Here is a 14720-nt window from a genome sequence, read left to right as displayed (position 1 = left end):
TGAAAGGAGCAAGTGCTGGATGAATATCATTGAACTGAAAGATATTACGAAAACCTATAGGCGCGGTGAGGAAGATCTTCCCATTCTGCGTAACATATCGTTATCTGTTGCCGATGGTGATTTCGTTGCCATTATTGGTCCGAGTGGATCCGGCAAATCAACGCTAATGAATACGATCGGCTTGTTGGATGTACCGACTTCAGGCAGTTACACGTTGGACGGCGTCGTAACGGAGCATATGAGTGATAACGCTCTGGCTGAGCTGCGAAATCAGAAGATCGGCTTCATTTTCCAACAATTTAATCTACTTCCACGATTAACTGCTATGGAGAACGTTGAGCTCCCGATGATCTATGCTGGTATTTCTAAGAAAGAGCGTAAGGAACGTGCGAATGCCATGTTGAAAATGCTCGGCATGGGCGAACGAGGGCATCACCGACCAAGCGAGCTATCGGGTGGTCAGCAGCAGCGGGTAGCCATTGCGCGTGCATTGGCGATCTCACCTTCACTGATTCTGGCAGATGAGCCGACCGGAGCTTTGGACTCTCGTACTGGAGAAGAAGTACTGGAGCTAATTCTTCAGCTCAACGCACAAGGCAATACGATTGTTCTCATTACGCATGATCATCATATCGCTGACAATGCGAAACGTGTCGTTGCTCTTCGTGACGGAATCATCGTGGATGATTACCGAAATGACGCGAAGAAAGCTCTGAGACAGCAAGAGGTGAGCGTATGAAGGTAAGTGAACTCATCCGGATGTCGCTTCGGACGATCATTTCAAGTCCGCTGCGTACATTTCTGACCATGCTAGGCGTTATCATTGGTGTAAGCTCTGTTGTCACACTCGTTTCCATCGGACAAGGAACTTCGGAGGCTATTGCGAAGCAATACGAGAACATGGGAACGAATTTGCTCGTGGTAACGGCGACGGGGAACGGGCGAGCGACACAGCTCAGCTATGATGATTTGATGAATTTCGAGAATTTCCCGGAATTCAAATCCATTGCTCCAACGATGTCAAAGAATGGCTCTAATATCAAATATGATCGCACGCAAGAAAAATATAACGTGCTTGGAACGAATGACCGCTATTTCGACATCATTAAAGCAACAATCGACAAAGGTCGAAACCTGTCGCCGACAGACCTTGAATTTCGTTCAAATGTCGCTATTTTGGGCAGTGAAGTGACGAAGAAATTTTTTGGGACATTGAATCCAGTTGGCGAAAACATCAACATTGATGGTGTTGTTTTCAACGTTATCGGGACACTCAAGGAGAAGGGTTCCAACATTGGAGGAGCTTCCGTAGACAGCTCTGTTATCGTGCCGTTAGAATCTGCTAGACGTCAATTCAAGCTGGGACAAATACGAACGACGTATGTAGAAGCACCAACGAAAGACGATATTTATGCAGCCCAAGAGACGATGAAGCAGTACTTGACCTATAAGTTCAAGAGCGATACTGGCTTTGTATTAACGAATCAGGACGAGCTGTTGAAAGCACGGACTGAAGCAACGAATACACTTACGAATCAATTAGTGGCGGTTGCTTTGATTTCCTTGCTTGTCGGGGGAATCGGGATCATGAATATTATGCTAGTTACGGTAAGTGAACGTACACGTGAAATTGGGATTCGCAAATCAATTGGCGCTAAGCGTCGCAATATCTTGTTGCAATTCCTCGTGGAAGCGGTTGTGATCAGTGGAATGGGTGGATTAATCGGACTTCTCCTCGGTATCGGATTCGCATATGCCTTGCCTTATTTTAGTCCGAAGCAATCGACAAGTCTTTCCTTTGATGTAGGCCTTTATTCCTTCTTATTCTCTGTATTGGTCGGAGTGGTTTTCGGTTTATATCCGGCAAACAAAGCATCTAAGCTTCGTCCAATTGACGCATTGCGTTCAGACTAAATTTAACTACAAGGAGGACTCCCTGTGAACCAACAACGTATGATGAAACGACTGCTCAGCCGTTCAGCTTTATTGCTAACTGCTGCAAGCTTCCTAACACTTCCACTGGCAACTTCAGCATTTGCTGGCAAGGAAGGTGTATTTCTCAGTGATTCCGTCTATTTTACTTTAGATAAAGTATCGTTATCGGTAGGTGCAGATGATGGTTCGCTTCGATTCTCATTAGGCTTGAACAATCATAGTAACACTACTGTAGATTTCAATAACTATGGTGTTAAAGTCATCGATACGAATGGCATTACCTATACAGCGAAGCTCAATGAGAAGGTCGTTGCGCGAGTGAAAGCAGGAGAGACAGGAACGTTTAAGTTTACGTCAGAAATTCCGAGCAATCTATCTCCGTCTGACTTGAAGGTTGATATTTTTCAATGGAATGATAATGCTACTTCAGATATCGGAGCGCTTTCTGTTGAATCTGCGATGGTAGAAGCAGGCCAGACTTTGGAACAACAAGTTGTTATTAATTTAAAAGAGATTGACACTACGCTGGCTGAAGAAGCTTTAGTTTCAGCAAAACTTGGACAAAGCTATAAAGTGTACAAAGATGGTGTATGGATGGTATATACGGATCTTACTTTGTCCAACGAAAGCAGTGCCAGTTTGAAGCTGCCAGACGGACTAGAGCTCAATTTCCAAGATAGTAAAGGGCTGACGTATGGCGCTCAATTTGTTGCTAGCGTAGGCGCCTTGCTTCCTGAACAACCTGTGACATTGACGCTTCAAGCAGCTGTTCCCGCTTCACTGGATACGAATCACTTGTCATTGCTTTTCTCACCTAAAGGAAAAGTGAAAACGACACTTCTTGGTACTCTGAATGCAGCGAAATCTTTCGCAGTTAGCCGTCTTAGTGACAAAGCTGCATATCCGAATACGGATGCGAACGATGCTTTGAACGGGCTAGTTATATCTACGACATGGGCATCAGCTGTTCAGCAAACAGATGGGTTACATGTGCAAGCGAATGTGACATTAACGAACGAAAGTGATGGGATTGTTACAGTTCCTAGCTTGACTGGTGAATTCCAGGCGAGTCGTGGAAATGTAGGCGTGACATCGAGTGATAATGCAGTGCGTTCCGCATACTTATCGCCTAATGAGTCGACTACGTTCCATTTTCAAGGTGTCGTACCTGCTTCGCTAAGTGCAGAAGCCTTACAATTGGTCGTGCTGGAGAAGCAAAGCGCGGCTGCTTCCACAACTACAACAACAGGCACAAGTACAGGCACAGGTGCTGCAGGTAACACGGATAGTTCGAAGCAAGTTGCCTCGCTGCCCGTTTCCGTGACTTCACTTGCAGGTGCAGGTGTTGCTGGCGAAGCGACAACTTATGCTGCTGCGTCAGCGTATAAGATTGGCGAACCATTTAAGCTAGCTTCGACAAATAGCATCGATTCGAATATGGATTTGTCGCTCGTAGAGCTAGGGATGAGTGTGAACACAGACTTCGGGTATAAGACGGTAGTTGCGAAGTATAAACTAACGAATAAAAGCAAGACAACATTGGCTTTGCCTGATTTCCAAACCGATCTGACGAATGAAGATGGATACACCTATACAGGTGTGCGTCAAACCAATGTGGCCAAAAACATTGCACCAAACACGAGCTATGTGTTGAATTATTCTTACATGGTGCCAGATAGTGAGGATGCAGATAAACTTGCACTAAATCTCTATGATACGAACCGTTTGGCAGTTGGTTCATTTAAAACGGAAGTGCAGCCAATCCCTGCAACGGGGCCAATTTCTGTGTATCCATTTACGATCGACTTCGACGACTACTCACTTAGCGCTACCTATAGCAAAGATGGGTCCTATAGTTATCGTTTGCGATTAGATCTAGATGTTCAGCGCCAAGCACAAGTCATCACAGATGCGAATTTCTCTTCACTCGTGTTTGAGGTCGTAGATACCGAAGGACGCTTACTGAGCTCCAAACCAATGACCTTTACAGGTCAGCAAAGAATATTGTCTGGCGTTCAGTTCCTCGAATTTACCAATATTAGATCTGAGCAACTGAATACAGGCTCCTATTTCAACATTTATGAGGTTATCTCTACTCCGAATGGTGAAGCAAAACGCTTGATCCGTACGATTAAGCCATAACGACAAATAAAAAAGAGTAGGTCCAGTTAGAACTGGATCTACTCTTTTTCTTTCTCATAACAACTCTGGTGCAGGCGGGTACGCCGCATCTACGAGATCTAAACGACCTGTTTCTGGGTCGATGATCAGACCATGTACGGGTAAATTTTTGGGAAGTAAAGGATGATTCCTAATGATATTAACGCTTTTCTCAATGCCCTCTCGAACATGATTGAAGCCGGTCAGCCAACGCTTCAAGTCAATACCAGCATGTCCCAGTGTTTCAAAGACATCGTCGGAGATGCCTCTGGCCTTTGCATTGGCAATGACGACTTCCGAATTGAGTCCTGTCATACCGCAATCATAATGCCCGATGACGAATACTTCATCAGCCTCGAGCTGATAGACAGCGACAATAATACTGCGCATAAGACTGCCGAAGGGGTGAGAGACGATGGCGCCAGCATTTTTAATAATTTTGGCATCTCCATTATGAAGATTCATCGCCTTAGGAAGTAATTCGACAAGCCGCGTATCCATACACGTGATGACAACCATTCGCTTGTCTGGAAATTTCGTGGTTAGGAACTCTTGATATTGCTTCGTTTCTACGAAATCCTTGTTGTAGTTTAAAATCTCATTAATTAAAGACATGGTATTCCCTCCAGGTAAGTTGATGTGCTGCATGTCTATGTTTGTGCAGCTTTATCGTTTATCGACTAAGCTCATACCCGCATTGTAAATCTGATTATTACTCTTCAGTATATAGGATTTATTGCCTTCATGGAAGTCGATTTTCATGTTCTCCTCGAAAAAGATCTCATCCTTCGCTTTATATATCAAAGGAAACGTATCAGTAACAGCGGAGATATCATCCGCATTTGCCGCAGAAACCAACCACAAGGTAGGTACACCATTCACGGAGCAGCCACAGCCTTCTGTATCAAAAACGAGTTTAAGCAAGGTGTTATTTTGATCCATCCACGACGTTAATCGTTGTCTAGCTGTATCGGTAAATGTAATGTTCATAAGGTCATCTCCTCACTTAGTTGCACATCAAACAGCCTTTTAAATTAAGACTAGTCCTTATTCTACCACATTTAAATCGAAATTTGATTCTAACCCTCGTTGGAAGTATGATAATTATGAAACATTTGGGAGGAGATGAGCACATGAGTGTTGGTGTTGTAAATGCCAAATTGGCATCGTTCAAATCTTATGTTCGTAAAATGAAGCAGTACGAAGAGGCAATCTCTTTGATCTATTGGGACATGCGTACAGGTGCTCCGAAAAAAGGGATCGAAACGCGTTCAGAGGTTGTCGGTGAGCTCTCCACCGAGGTATTTCGAATGTCTACATCTAATGAGATGGGCGACTATGTCGAGTTCTTCATGCAGCCGGCTGAGCTGGAGCAATTAGATCCCATTTCCCGCAAAATGGTGCAGGAATGCAAAAAAGAATACGATCGCAGCAAAAAAATTCCAGCTGACAAATATCAAGCTTATGTCGTGTTAACTTCACAAGCGGAGTCAGCATGGGAAGGCGCTAAGCATAATTCGGATTGGGCATCTTTTCAGCCATATTTAGAGAAAATCGTGGCGGCTACGCAGGAGTTTATTGAGCTGTGGGGCTATGAAGGGCATAAATATAACACATTGCTGGATATGTACGAGCCAGGGATGACTGTTGAAAAGCTTGATGAGGTATTCGGTACCCTCCGAGAAAAAGCAGTGCCGCTTCTAGCGCGGATTAGTGCTTCGGCGAATCAGCCAAATCGTTCCTTCTTAGATCAACAATTTGATATTGGGAAGCAGAAGCAATTCTCGCTCGCCATTTTAAAGCAAATGCAGTATGACTTTGAAGCAGGTCGATTGGATGAAACTGTTCATCCGTTCGCAACTGCTTTGAATCCAGGAGATGTGCGAATTACGACGCGCTATTTGCCGAATGACATCACATCAGCGTTATTCGGAACGATTCATGAAGGCGGACACGCGCTTTATGAGCAAAATATTTCTGTTGACCTTGTTGGTACGAATCTGTGCTCAGGTACTTCGATGGGGATTCACGAGTCGCAGTCCCGCTTTTGGGAGAACGTCATTGGCCGCAGCAAACAGTTCTGGGAGCGCTATTACGGTGAGCTGCAGACGACATTTAGCGGGCAAATTGATGATGTTGGCGTAGATGATTTCTATCGTGCGATTAACCACATTGAGCCATCCTTGATCCGAATAGAAGCGGATGAGCTTACGTACAACTTACATATCATGATTCGTTATGAACTTGAAAAAGGGTTGTTCAGCGGCACGATCGCCGTAGCGGATTTACCTGCGGCGTGGAATGCCAAATACGAAGAGTATTTGGGTGTTACCCCTCCGAACGATGGCGAAGGCGTCCTTCAGGATGTGCATTGGTCCGGCGGTGCGTTCGGCTATTTCCCATCGTACGCGCTTGGTAACATGTACGCGGCGCAATTCACGAACACCCTTCGCAAAGAATTGCCTAACTTTGATAGTTTAATTGCTGAAGGTAACCTAGCACCGATCAAAGCCTGGTTAACCGAAAAGGTGTACCAGCATGGCAAGCTGCTGACGCCGAACGAAATTATTCAACAAGTGACAGGCGAGCCGTTGAATCCGGAGTACTTGGTGGCATATCTGGAAGAGAAATACTCGGAAGTCTACGGAATTTAGCAGTAACGGAGCTCAATCGTGTAATCCGTTTTAAGAGTGTGAGTCAAAACAGCTTCTCCTGACGTGTCTTTCGTCGGGGGGAGCTGTTTTTTGTGTGTTTCTGCTTGTCTGCCACCAGCTACCAAGCTTCCCCCTCCGCATCAAAGTTGCAAATAGTCATCTTTTATTAGCACCATTAGAACATTTGAGCAAAATTGATGCAAATAGGCACTTATTTTTGAAATTACATTCCTTTTATGGATTAAAATTGAAAAATAGTTGCACTTTCTCTTAGGCCCCCTAATGAAACTGGAGTCTTCCTACCCATTTTATTAAAATAGGGATAAGGGAGATGATCCGGTATGGGAAAAAGATTGAAGCAAGAAGAACGTCTGAAAATTGTTAAAGAAGCATTGGCTGGAGTTAAGGTTGGGGTGTTAGCTCGTATGTACGACATTCATCCTGAGACCATTCGCGAGTGGGTTAGGGAGCACCGTGACTCCATTCCACAAGAAGAAATACCTATGGCGGACGAGCATTTGCAAGAGCTTCAAAGGCTACAAGAAGTTGAAGAGCGCTATGAAAAGGCCTGTAAGGTGCTTGGTGAAAAGGAACTAGAAATTGAGATTTTACGTGAGCTGCTAAAAAAGAAGAACCCCGCTTATCTGAAAAATTTGAAGTAGCAGATCTATTTATTAAGCGGGGAAATTCAACTGCAAAGGTTCTGCGCATACTTGGATTGTCTGAATCCACATACTATGATCGGAAAAAGCGATCTGCACAATCTAGGCCGATATGCCCGACAAATGCTGTAATGGGACGCCCCGTGCCTGGTTACTCGCATACAGAAACAGGTAATAAGGTTAGTGATGAACAAATCAAAGAGTGGCTTCTAGAGCTTCTTGAAGGCGAGGAACATGTCTACGGCTATAAACTTCTAGCACAATGCATTCGCAACCAACATGGCGTGAGACTGAACAAAAAGAAGTCGTATCGCTTGTGTAAAGAGCTAGGGATCCTTCAAAAACAACGCAAACGAATTCAGACACATCCCCGTAGATTAGCGAAAAATAGATCCATAACAGGGCACAACCAGCTCTGGCAAATGGATATTAAGTATGGCTATGTCATTGGACTGGAACGTTTCTTCTATGTACTCAGTATTATTGATGTGTTTGACCGCGTCGTTGTTGGGCAATACAAAGGTCCGATTTGTGAAGCCAAACATGCCGTCCAAACATTATGGAACGCAATACAGAGCCGTATAACGGCTAGTGAGGAATTACCAGTCGTTCGAACGGACAACGGGCCTCAATTCATTAGTAAGTTATTTCAAGACACCTGTGAGAGCCTCGATTTGGTACATGAACGCATACCGCCAAAGACTCCGAACCTTAATGCATTCATCGAGTCTTTCCATAGCCTCTTAGAACGTGATCTCTTCAGTCAAAGAGATTTTATGACCTTTGATGAAGCGTACAAGAAACTCGATGACTATATGGATTTTTACAATAATCGTAAAATGCACGGTAGTTTGAGATTAATGCCTCCAAGCAAGTTTTCAGAATGGGTAAAGACACTGGAAGACTCTTCGGCATTTCATAATTCCATGTAAACGCTCGAAATAGTGAGCTTTTCTAAGAATGCACAATTACTGTAGGCTAAGACTCCAAATTAAGGGGGCCTAGCCGCTTTCGCACTTATTTCTAATTTGCTCCTCAAAAAGATTCAAAAGGTTGCACATTTGCACTTTTGCCATCGGAGAAGTCGCCAACTTCGCCGATTCGCCTCGCGATCGGATTGCGATACGCTCAAAACCTAATTCAATCCCCAACATGTCTTCGTGCACACGCACAAACACATATGCATTTTCGTTATATATCCCAAATTGTATCAACGCCAAAAGCTTTTCTGGAAGAACCATTAACCGACGTCTGGGCTCCTGCATAGGATACATTACAATTCAAATCGGAGGGACGTCTTATGAACAATCGGAAAAGATGGGGAATCACAATATCCGTCGTTCTGCTCTTAAGCTTAATCGCTTCAGCGTGTGGAACCAAAACGGAAGAAACAACGAAGGTACGCATTGGTGAGGTGACGCGTTCCTTGTTCTATGCACCGCAGTATGTCGCGTTATCACAAGGCTTTTTCAAAGATGAAGGGCTCGATGTGGAGCTGACAACAACACCTGGTGGAGACAAAACGATGACTGCGTTGCTCTCGAATGCGATTGATGTCGCGCTGGTAGGATCAGAAACATCGATTTATGTGTCACAGCAAGGCTCTGACGATCCTGTGATCAATTTTGCACAACTGACCCAAACAGATGGAACGTTCCTAGTTGCTCGAACAAAAGTAGATAAGCTGGATTGGAATGCGCTCAAAGGGAAGGTTTTCCTTGGACAACGAAAAGGCGGCATGCCGCAAATGGCTGGCGAGTTCACGCTGAAGAAGCACAACATCGACCCGCAGAAGGATTTGCAGCTGATTCAAAACATTGATTTTGCCAATATTGTTTCGGCTTATGCTTCAGGAACAGGAGAATATGTGCAACTATTTGAGCCACAAGCTTCGATCATTGAGAAAGAGGGCAAGGGCTACGTGCTTGCATCCTTTGGTGTTGAGAGCGGACATTTACCTTATACCGTGTTTATGTCGAAGCAAAGCTTCATCAAAGCCAACCCGGCAACAATTCAGAAGTTCACGAACGCGATTCAACGGGCGCAGCTGTGGGTTGCCGCGAAAAGCGTAGATGAAATTACAGAAGCGGTACTTCCTTATTTTAAAGATATCGATGTAGGTATAGTGAAAAATGTTGTGAAACGCTACAAGGATCAAGGCTCTTTCGCAACGGATGGTATAGTGGATGAACAAGAATGGAATAACTTGCTCGATGTGATGACATCAGCTGGAGAGTTGAAAGAAAAAGTGGCATGGAGCAAACTGGTGAATAATTCTTTTGCAGAAAAAGCGAAATCAACCGTAAAGAAATAAACGGATTAGATATAGGAGTCAACGCAGGATGAAGATAAGAGGAGGATAGGTGCCATGGACACAGCTGTGCAGGTCGGAGATGTCACACAGGTTTACGTAACTGAGGAGCGGGCGACACTTGCCCTTCAAGGAATATCGTTTGACATTGCGAATGGCGAGTTCGTCAGTCTGATTGGACCTAGCGGCTGTGGCAAAACAACCCTCTTATCCATCATTGCGGGACTCCTTCCACCGACATCGGGCCAGATCATCGTGGCAGGGCATCACGTCCAGGGACCATCGCCCAAAGTGGGTTACATGCTGCAGCAGGACTACTTATTTCCCTGGCGGACGATTGAAGCTAATGCTTGTATGGGATTGGAAATCGCAGGCACACTGACGAAAGAGAAGAAGCAGGGGGCGCTTCACTTATTGGAGGAAATGGGTCTGCTGGCATTCAAAGATTATTATCCTACACAGTTGTCTGGCGGCATGCGACAGCGAGTCGCACTTGTCCGAACGTTGGCAACAGAACCTGAGCTGCTTCTATTAGATGAGCCTTTCTCGGCACTGGATTACCAAACGAAGCTGCAGCTAGAAGATTTGGTTGTAGAGACGCTGCGCGCAAAGAAGAAAACAGCGATTCTAGTCACGCATGATATTTCAGAAGCGATTGCGATGAGTGATCGCATTATCGTACTGGCTCCGAATCCAGGGCGTATTCGCAGAACCTTTCTCATGCCAGAGGTGATTCGGGCAGCTGTGCCATTTGAAGCGAGAGAATTGCCTGAATTTCATGTCCTATTTCGGCAAATCTGGCAGGAATTTGGGGGTGTGCAGCATGGATAATCGAGATGAGAAGCACATCCTAATTGACCAACCGAATGAGGAATTAAAGCAGGACGTACATCAGCGCTTTCTGAAGGCAAGGAAGAGAGAGACGAAGTGGGTCCGGCTTTTTCAAATGGCTATCTTGCTTCTATTTTTATCCCTATGGGAACTAGCCTCACGCTTAAAATGGATTGATGTGCTCCTTTTTAGCTATCCTACCAAGGTATTCGGTCTACTATGGGAGAAACTGCTCGACGGTACGCTGCTTCCACATGTAGCGGTCACAGTAGAAGAGACGATTATTGGATTTTTCTTGGGAACGATTCTAGGAACAGCATTAGCGGTTGTTATTTGGTGGTCGCCATTTCTTTCGCGTGTGCTGGATCCTTACATTGTCGTGCTTAATAGTATGCCTAAGGTTGCTTTGGGGCCTTTATTTATTGTCGGCTTTGGGCCTGGCTTGCTTTCTATTATTGCAACAACACTGTCGATCACGGTCATTATTACGACGCTTGTTGTTTATGGCAGCTTCAAGGAAGTGGATCATAACTACGTCAAGGTCGTGAGGTTATTTGGAGGCAATCAGCGTAAGGTATTTCTCAAAGCGATCCTGCCATCCTCTTTTCCTGCTATCGTTTCTACGCTGAAAGTCAATGTAGGCTTGGCCTGGATCGGCGTCATCGTTGGTGAATTTCTAGTGTCCCAGAAGGGGCTGGGATACTTAATCATATATGGTTTTCAAGTGTTTAATTTCACCTTAGTGATATCTACCCTGTTCGTAATTGCAATCGTCGCAACGGTGATGTATCAGCTCGTAGCCAATTTAGAGAAAAAATTAACGAAACATCGGTAATCAGGAAAGACTTGCCACAGCCCTATGCAAAATGAAATAATGAGCCCATAGAAAAACCTGTAAAGAGGTGAAGTCCTATGGGCTTTCGTGTGCTCAAAACAGCGGTTGCTGTCATAATCGCTATGTATCTGGCGTATATTTTTGGAATACATACGCCCGGAGCAGCGGGGCTTCTTGCCATTCTGGGCATTGAAGTGACGAAGAAGAAAGGCATCCAAAGTGCCTTGCACCGTATCGCGGCATCCATTCTGGCACTACTGATCGGTTCGGTCTTATTTAACCTGCTTGGGTTCCATATTTGGGTCGTTAGTTTATTTATTCTTATCGTGTTTCCGGTTCTCGTTCGGCTGCGGATTACCGAGGGTGCTGTAACAGGCGCGGTTGTGATGCTGCATCTTTTTGCATATGAATCCGCGGACTGGCCATCTGTACTCAATGAGCTCATCTTGCTGGTTATTGGACTGGGTTCAGCTACAGTGATCAATATTGCTTATATGCCGAAGGCTGACACTAGTCTTATCGCACATAAACGACAAATCGAGCGATTGTTTTCGGACATTTTTGTCAACATTGCGAAGCATCTTCGGGATAATACCGTGATATGGGATGGTAAGGAACTACTTGAAGTCAGCGAAGAAATTGAACGTGGGGCAAGCCTGGCGAAACGATCGATGGACAATACGTTGTTGTTTGGCTGGGATCCCTACTGGCGTGTCTATTTCTACATGAGAGGCGAACAACTGGAATCCATCCATCGCATGATTGATCTCGTTGCTGGCGTGTACCAGACCCTGCCGCAAGGAGAACTAGTGGCTGCGATCTTCGAAGATATTAGCCAAACTGTGAAGGAAGACTATTATACAGGGGAAGCAGAGAAAGAATTACAAGAGCTGAATAAGCGTTACAAAGGAATGCCATTGCCTGAAAGTCGTGAAGAATTCGAAGTGAGATCAGCGATTTTACAGCTTAACAGAGAGTTAATGCAGTACTTGGCGATTGCCAAAAAGCAAAAAAAACACCGTCCTGAAGCGGGTTGACTCTGACAGATATAAGTATTTTTGAATCTCAAAAATAATATAAAATAATTGTCACTCTAGACTACTGTCCTGCATACACTTGTAATGAATGATTGTATGGAGGAGGTTGAAAGGATGTCATTAGATAAAGATTTGCAATGCAGAGAGATCATTACAAAGGCTGTCTGCGGTAAAGGTCGCAAATTTTCTCATGTAAGTCATACCGTGACTCCGCCTTATTCTCCAACCAGTATTTTGGGCGCTTGGATTATTAATAACCAATTCGAGGCTGTCCATTCTGGAGAGGGCGTAGAGGTAGTTGGTACTTACGATATCAACATCTGGTATTCTTACGATCGTAACACCAAAACAGACGTAGCAAAAGAAACCGTATCGTATGTAGAAATCGTTGGACTAAGCTACTTGGACAAAAAACATAAGCCGACGACAGCCGAAGTATCAGCTGTCGCGACGCAAGAGCCGAACTGCGTAGAGGCCAGCATCTCTTCAAGCGGCGACAGCGTCATCATTCGGGTGGAACGCGAGTTTCAAGTTGAGCTCATTGCCGAAACGAAAGTCTGTGTAGTCGTTTGCACCAACGGCTGCAATGACTTCGACGACAAGCATGTGGATTTCGATGACAGTGGCGATGGGGATTTTGAGGATCTGGACGCCGATCTGCTCGAGGATGAACTGGATTAAGGAATCTTATACGCCATTATATGCGGGCTAAAGAGGTTCGGCAGAGGGCATTTGCCCTCTTTTTTGTTGTATTCGCATATTTGGGCATTGGCATAGATAAAACGCCATTAGCAGTAGGAATAGGTGAACGGGAGGTATTAGGATGGAAACCTTCTTCCTGCACGCACAGGAGAAAGATGCACGCGAGCTAGCCGAACGAATCCGTATTCCGAGTGGGAGCAGAATCCCCGAGAACTGGCAGGGTCGGATAATTATTCATTGGGGTGCGGCACACGATGAATACCCGCAGCAACCTGCTCTGCAGCCCATCAAAGCAATCATACGCGCTCAGAATCGAAGGAAGCGGGACGAAATGTTACAGCTGCATGGTTTGAAAACTCTCGCATCTCAGACAGCCACAGCTCGAGGGAAAAGGGAGCCCGTATTTTTTACACATAAATATAAAGTCGCTGTGTTTCATCTTCAAACTCTTCTTATTTATGAGAAAAAGGAGACGGTCCTGCTTTCGGAGAAGTCCTTACAGCATCAAAGACAAGTGAATGTGAATGCTGCGTACATAGAAGTAGGTCCTAGTCAAATGAATTTCCATTCTCGCAGGGCGAGCCGTGAATCCGTCAAAGCGATCTATGCGCTAGGCTTAGATTATGGCCTCGTCACCATCGGCATCACGTCCACAGGGCATACGCTCGTGCTGGACGTCGATCCCGTTCCGAAACTGAACGGGAGATTGGCACAGCTCTTCGCGCAAGCGATTGATCAATACGATCAATCACTTGCGAAAGAGCTGGAACGGAAAGAGCGAGCGATGCTCGGCTGCGATCCGGAGTTCCTGCTCGTAAACCCGCAGGGCAAGGTCGTCTTCGCCGACCGCTTCCTAACCCGCGATGGCGCAGTGGGCTGCGACGCCATCGTGCTAAGCGGGCATCGCGTGATTCTGCCTCTGGCCGAGCTGCGCCCGCAGCCCAGCGTGGACCCGCTGCAGCTCGTAAAGAACTTGCGTGTAACCATGGGGCTTGCCGCACGAAAGATCACAGACCAAAGCCTCGCTTGGTGTTCTGGCGGCATGCCCGTGCGCGGCTACCCGCTAGGCGGTCACCTTCATTTTAGCCGCTGCTGGATGAACGGGCATTTGCTGCGTGCGCTTGATAATTATCTTGCGCTGCCTTTGATAATGATCGAGGACGAATCGACGCGTGGTCGGCGCCCGCGATATGGCTATCTTGGAGATTTCCGTAAGAAGTCGCATGGGGGGTTCGAATACCGTACGTTGCCGAGTTGGCTGGCCTCTCCCGTCATAACTCGAGGTGTATTCGCACTCGCAGCACTGATTGTTAATAACTACTGGCGTTTATCGCGGAAGCCACTGCAAGAACCAGATATCCAAGCTGCGTATTACAGCGGTGATAAGCGGAGGCTGCAGGACGAGGTAGCGAAGCTATGGAAGGACCTGGAGCAGCTCAAGGGTTATGAGGTCCATGCTGGATTGCTGGAAGGTCTTCGCTCACAAATCACCTCAATGGAGTCGTGGAACGAATTGGCGGACATTCGGTTCGCTTGGAAAATTGCACCCGGGGTGCTGAAAGAAGCTTTTGATGAAGGAATCATGTTATAATA

At 45.7% G+C, this 14720-nt stretch carries 15 protein-coding genes; 12 read left to right on the top strand and 3 right to left on the bottom strand.

Annotated elements, in window-relative coordinates; all coding sequences use genetic code 11:
* The first annotated feature begins 19 nt into the window (after positions 1–19).
* Genes ACSQ8P_RS21130 through ACSQ8P_RS21120 form a run of 3 tightly spaced genes read left to right on the top strand, consistent with a single transcriptional unit; the run spans position 20 to position 4077 of the window.
* Positions 20–739, top strand: a complete 720-nt coding sequence (locus tag ACSQ8P_RS21130; protein ID WP_436236983.1) for an ABC transporter ATP-binding protein — start codon at positions 20–22, stop codon at positions 737–739.
* Positions 736–1914, top strand: coding sequence for an ABC transporter permease (locus ACSQ8P_RS21125; protein ID WP_436236982.1), 1179 nt, complete (start codon positions 736–738; stop codon positions 1912–1914). The genes ACSQ8P_RS21130 and ACSQ8P_RS21125 overlap by 4 nt, the downstream gene beginning before the upstream one ends.
* A gap of 24 nt (positions 1915–1938) precedes the next feature.
* Positions 1939–4077 carry a hypothetical protein gene (locus ACSQ8P_RS21120; RefSeq protein WP_436236981.1) on the top strand — a complete coding sequence of 713 codons (2139 nt, stop codon included), beginning with the start codon at positions 1939–1941 and terminating at the stop codon, positions 4075–4077.
* Between the two features lie 54 nt (positions 4078–4131).
* On the opposite strand, the gene ACSQ8P_RS21115 is transcribed toward ACSQ8P_RS21120, so the two are convergent.
* Positions 4132–4710: a beta-class carbonic anhydrase gene (locus tag ACSQ8P_RS21115; protein ID WP_436236980.1), complete on the bottom strand. Its 579-nt coding sequence runs from the start codon at positions 4708–4710 to the stop codon at positions 4132–4134.
* 51 nt (positions 4711–4761) lie between these two features.
* Positions 4762–5085, bottom strand: coding sequence for an iron-sulfur cluster biosynthesis family protein (locus tag ACSQ8P_RS21110; RefSeq protein ID WP_436236979.1), 324 nt, complete (start codon positions 5083–5085; stop codon positions 4762–4764).
* A gap of 143 nt (positions 5086–5228) precedes the next feature.
* Here ACSQ8P_RS21110 and ACSQ8P_RS21105 point away from each other — a divergent pair, with 143 nt between their 5' ends.
* The 3 genes from ACSQ8P_RS21105 to ACSQ8P_RS21095 all read left to right on the top strand — a co-directional run bounded on the left by ACSQ8P_RS21105 (position 5229) and on the right by ACSQ8P_RS21095 (position 8343).
* The gene (locus tag ACSQ8P_RS21105) at positions 5229–6749 is read left to right on the top strand and encodes a carboxypeptidase M32 (RefSeq protein WP_436236978.1); all 1521 of its coding nucleotides are present in this window, start codon (positions 5229–5231) and stop codon (positions 6747–6749) included.
* A gap of 341 nt (positions 6750–7090) precedes the next feature.
* Complete coding sequence (locus ACSQ8P_RS21100; protein ID WP_436233700.1) at positions 7091–7411, top strand: transposase; 321 nt, start codon at positions 7091–7093, stop codon at positions 7409–7411.
* Between the two features lie 11 nt (positions 7412–7422).
* Positions 7423–8343 carry an IS3 family transposase gene (locus ACSQ8P_RS21095; protein WP_436239432.1) on the top strand — a complete coding sequence of 307 codons (921 nt, stop codon included), beginning with the start codon at positions 7423–7425 and terminating at the stop codon, positions 8341–8343.
* A 69-nt stretch (positions 8344–8412) separates the two neighbouring features.
* Here ACSQ8P_RS21095 and ACSQ8P_RS21090 read toward each other — a convergent pair whose 3' ends face one another.
* Complete coding sequence (locus tag ACSQ8P_RS21090; RefSeq protein WP_436236977.1) at positions 8413–8652, bottom strand: hypothetical protein; 240 nt, start codon at positions 8650–8652, stop codon at positions 8413–8415.
* 59 nt (positions 8653–8711) lie between these two features.
* Between ACSQ8P_RS21090 and ACSQ8P_RS21085 the strand changes: the two genes are divergently transcribed.
* The 6 genes from ACSQ8P_RS21085 (at position 8712) to ACSQ8P_RS21060 (ending at position 14718) form a co-directional block, all read left to right on the top strand.
* A complete protein-coding gene (locus ACSQ8P_RS21085; RefSeq protein ID WP_436236976.1) occupies positions 8712–9725 on the top strand; it encodes an ABC transporter substrate-binding protein in 1014 nt (337 codons plus the stop codon).
* Positions 9726–9779: 54 nt separating this feature from the next.
* Positions 9780–10553 carry an ABC transporter ATP-binding protein gene (locus ACSQ8P_RS21080; RefSeq protein WP_436236975.1) on the top strand — a complete coding sequence of 258 codons (774 nt, stop codon included), beginning with the start codon at positions 9780–9782 and terminating at the stop codon, positions 10551–10553.
* Positions 10546–11388 carry an ABC transporter permease gene (locus ACSQ8P_RS21075; RefSeq protein ID WP_436236974.1) on the top strand — a complete coding sequence of 281 codons (843 nt, stop codon included), beginning with the start codon at positions 10546–10548 and terminating at the stop codon, positions 11386–11388. The genes ACSQ8P_RS21080 and ACSQ8P_RS21075 overlap by 8 nt, the downstream gene beginning before the upstream one ends.
* A 77-nt stretch (positions 11389–11465) precedes the next feature.
* Positions 11466–12425 (top strand): aromatic acid exporter family protein, encoded by a 960-nt coding sequence (locus ACSQ8P_RS21070; RefSeq protein WP_436236973.1) that lies wholly within the window; start codon positions 11466–11468, stop codon positions 12423–12425.
* Between the two features lie 114 nt (positions 12426–12539).
* Positions 12540–13106 carry an outer spore coat protein CotE gene (locus ACSQ8P_RS21065; protein WP_056620858.1) on the top strand — a complete coding sequence of 189 codons (567 nt, stop codon included), beginning with the start codon at positions 12540–12542 and terminating at the stop codon, positions 13104–13106.
* A gap of 142 nt (positions 13107–13248) precedes the next feature.
* Positions 13249–14718: a putative amidoligase domain-containing protein gene (locus ACSQ8P_RS21060; RefSeq protein ID WP_436236972.1), complete on the top strand. Its 1470-nt coding sequence runs from the start codon at positions 13249–13251 to the stop codon at positions 14716–14718.
* Positions 14719–14720 lie beyond the last annotated feature (2 nt).

It is taken from the genome of Paenibacillus sp. LjRoot153, from assembly GCF_964253085.1.
Lineage (GTDB): Bacteria > Bacillota > Bacilli > Paenibacillales > NBRC-103111 > Paenibacillus_E.
The sequence above is the reverse complement of the archived record's forward strand: the minus strand, read 5'-3'. Positions and strand labels throughout refer to the sequence as shown.

What these genes read in the sequence shown, in the direction of transcription:
- ACSQ8P_RS21070 (WP_436236973.1), top strand. Translation starts at nt 11,466, where the DNA reads ATGGGCTTTCGTGTGCTCAAAACAGCGGTTGCTGTCATAATCGCTATG.
- ACSQ8P_RS21105 (WP_436236978.1), top strand. Translation starts at nt 5,229, where the DNA reads ATGAGTGTTGGTGTTGTAAATGCCAAATTGGCATCGTTCAAATCTTAT.
- ACSQ8P_RS21130 (WP_436236983.1), top strand. Translation starts at nt 20, where the DNA reads ATGAATATCATTGAACTGAAAGATATTACGAAAACCTATAGGCGCGGT.
- ACSQ8P_RS21125 (WP_436236982.1), top strand. Translation starts at nt 736, where the DNA reads ATGAAGGTAAGTGAACTCATCCGGATGTCGCTTCGGACGATCATTTCA.
- ACSQ8P_RS21085 (WP_436236976.1), top strand. Translation starts at nt 8,712, where the DNA reads ATGAACAATCGGAAAAGATGGGGAATCACAATATCCGTCGTTCTGCTC.
- ACSQ8P_RS21100 (WP_436233700.1), top strand. Translation starts at nt 7,091, where the DNA reads ATGGGAAAAAGATTGAAGCAAGAAGAACGTCTGAAAATTGTTAAAGAA.
- ACSQ8P_RS21090 (WP_436236977.1), bottom strand. Translation starts at nt 8,652, where the DNA reads ATGGTTCTTCCAGAAAAGCTTTTGGCGTTGATACAATTTGGGATATAT.
- ACSQ8P_RS21110 (WP_436236979.1), bottom strand. Translation starts at nt 5,085, where the DNA reads ATGAACATTACATTTACCGATACAGCTAGACAACGATTAACGTCGTGG.
- ACSQ8P_RS21115 (WP_436236980.1), bottom strand. Translation starts at nt 4,710, where the DNA reads ATGTCTTTAATTAATGAGATTTTAAACTACAACAAGGATTTCGTAGAA.
- ACSQ8P_RS21075 (WP_436236974.1), top strand. Translation starts at nt 10,546, where the DNA reads ATGGATAATCGAGATGAGAAGCACATCCTAATTGACCAACCGAATGAG.
- ACSQ8P_RS21065 (WP_056620858.1), top strand. Translation starts at nt 12,540, where the DNA reads ATGTCATTAGATAAAGATTTGCAATGCAGAGAGATCATTACAAAGGCT.
- ACSQ8P_RS21060 (WP_436236972.1), top strand. Translation starts at nt 13,249, where the DNA reads ATGGAAACCTTCTTCCTGCACGCACAGGAGAAAGATGCACGCGAGCTA.
- ACSQ8P_RS21080 (WP_436236975.1), top strand. Translation starts at nt 9,780, where the DNA reads ATGGACACAGCTGTGCAGGTCGGAGATGTCACACAGGTTTACGTAACT.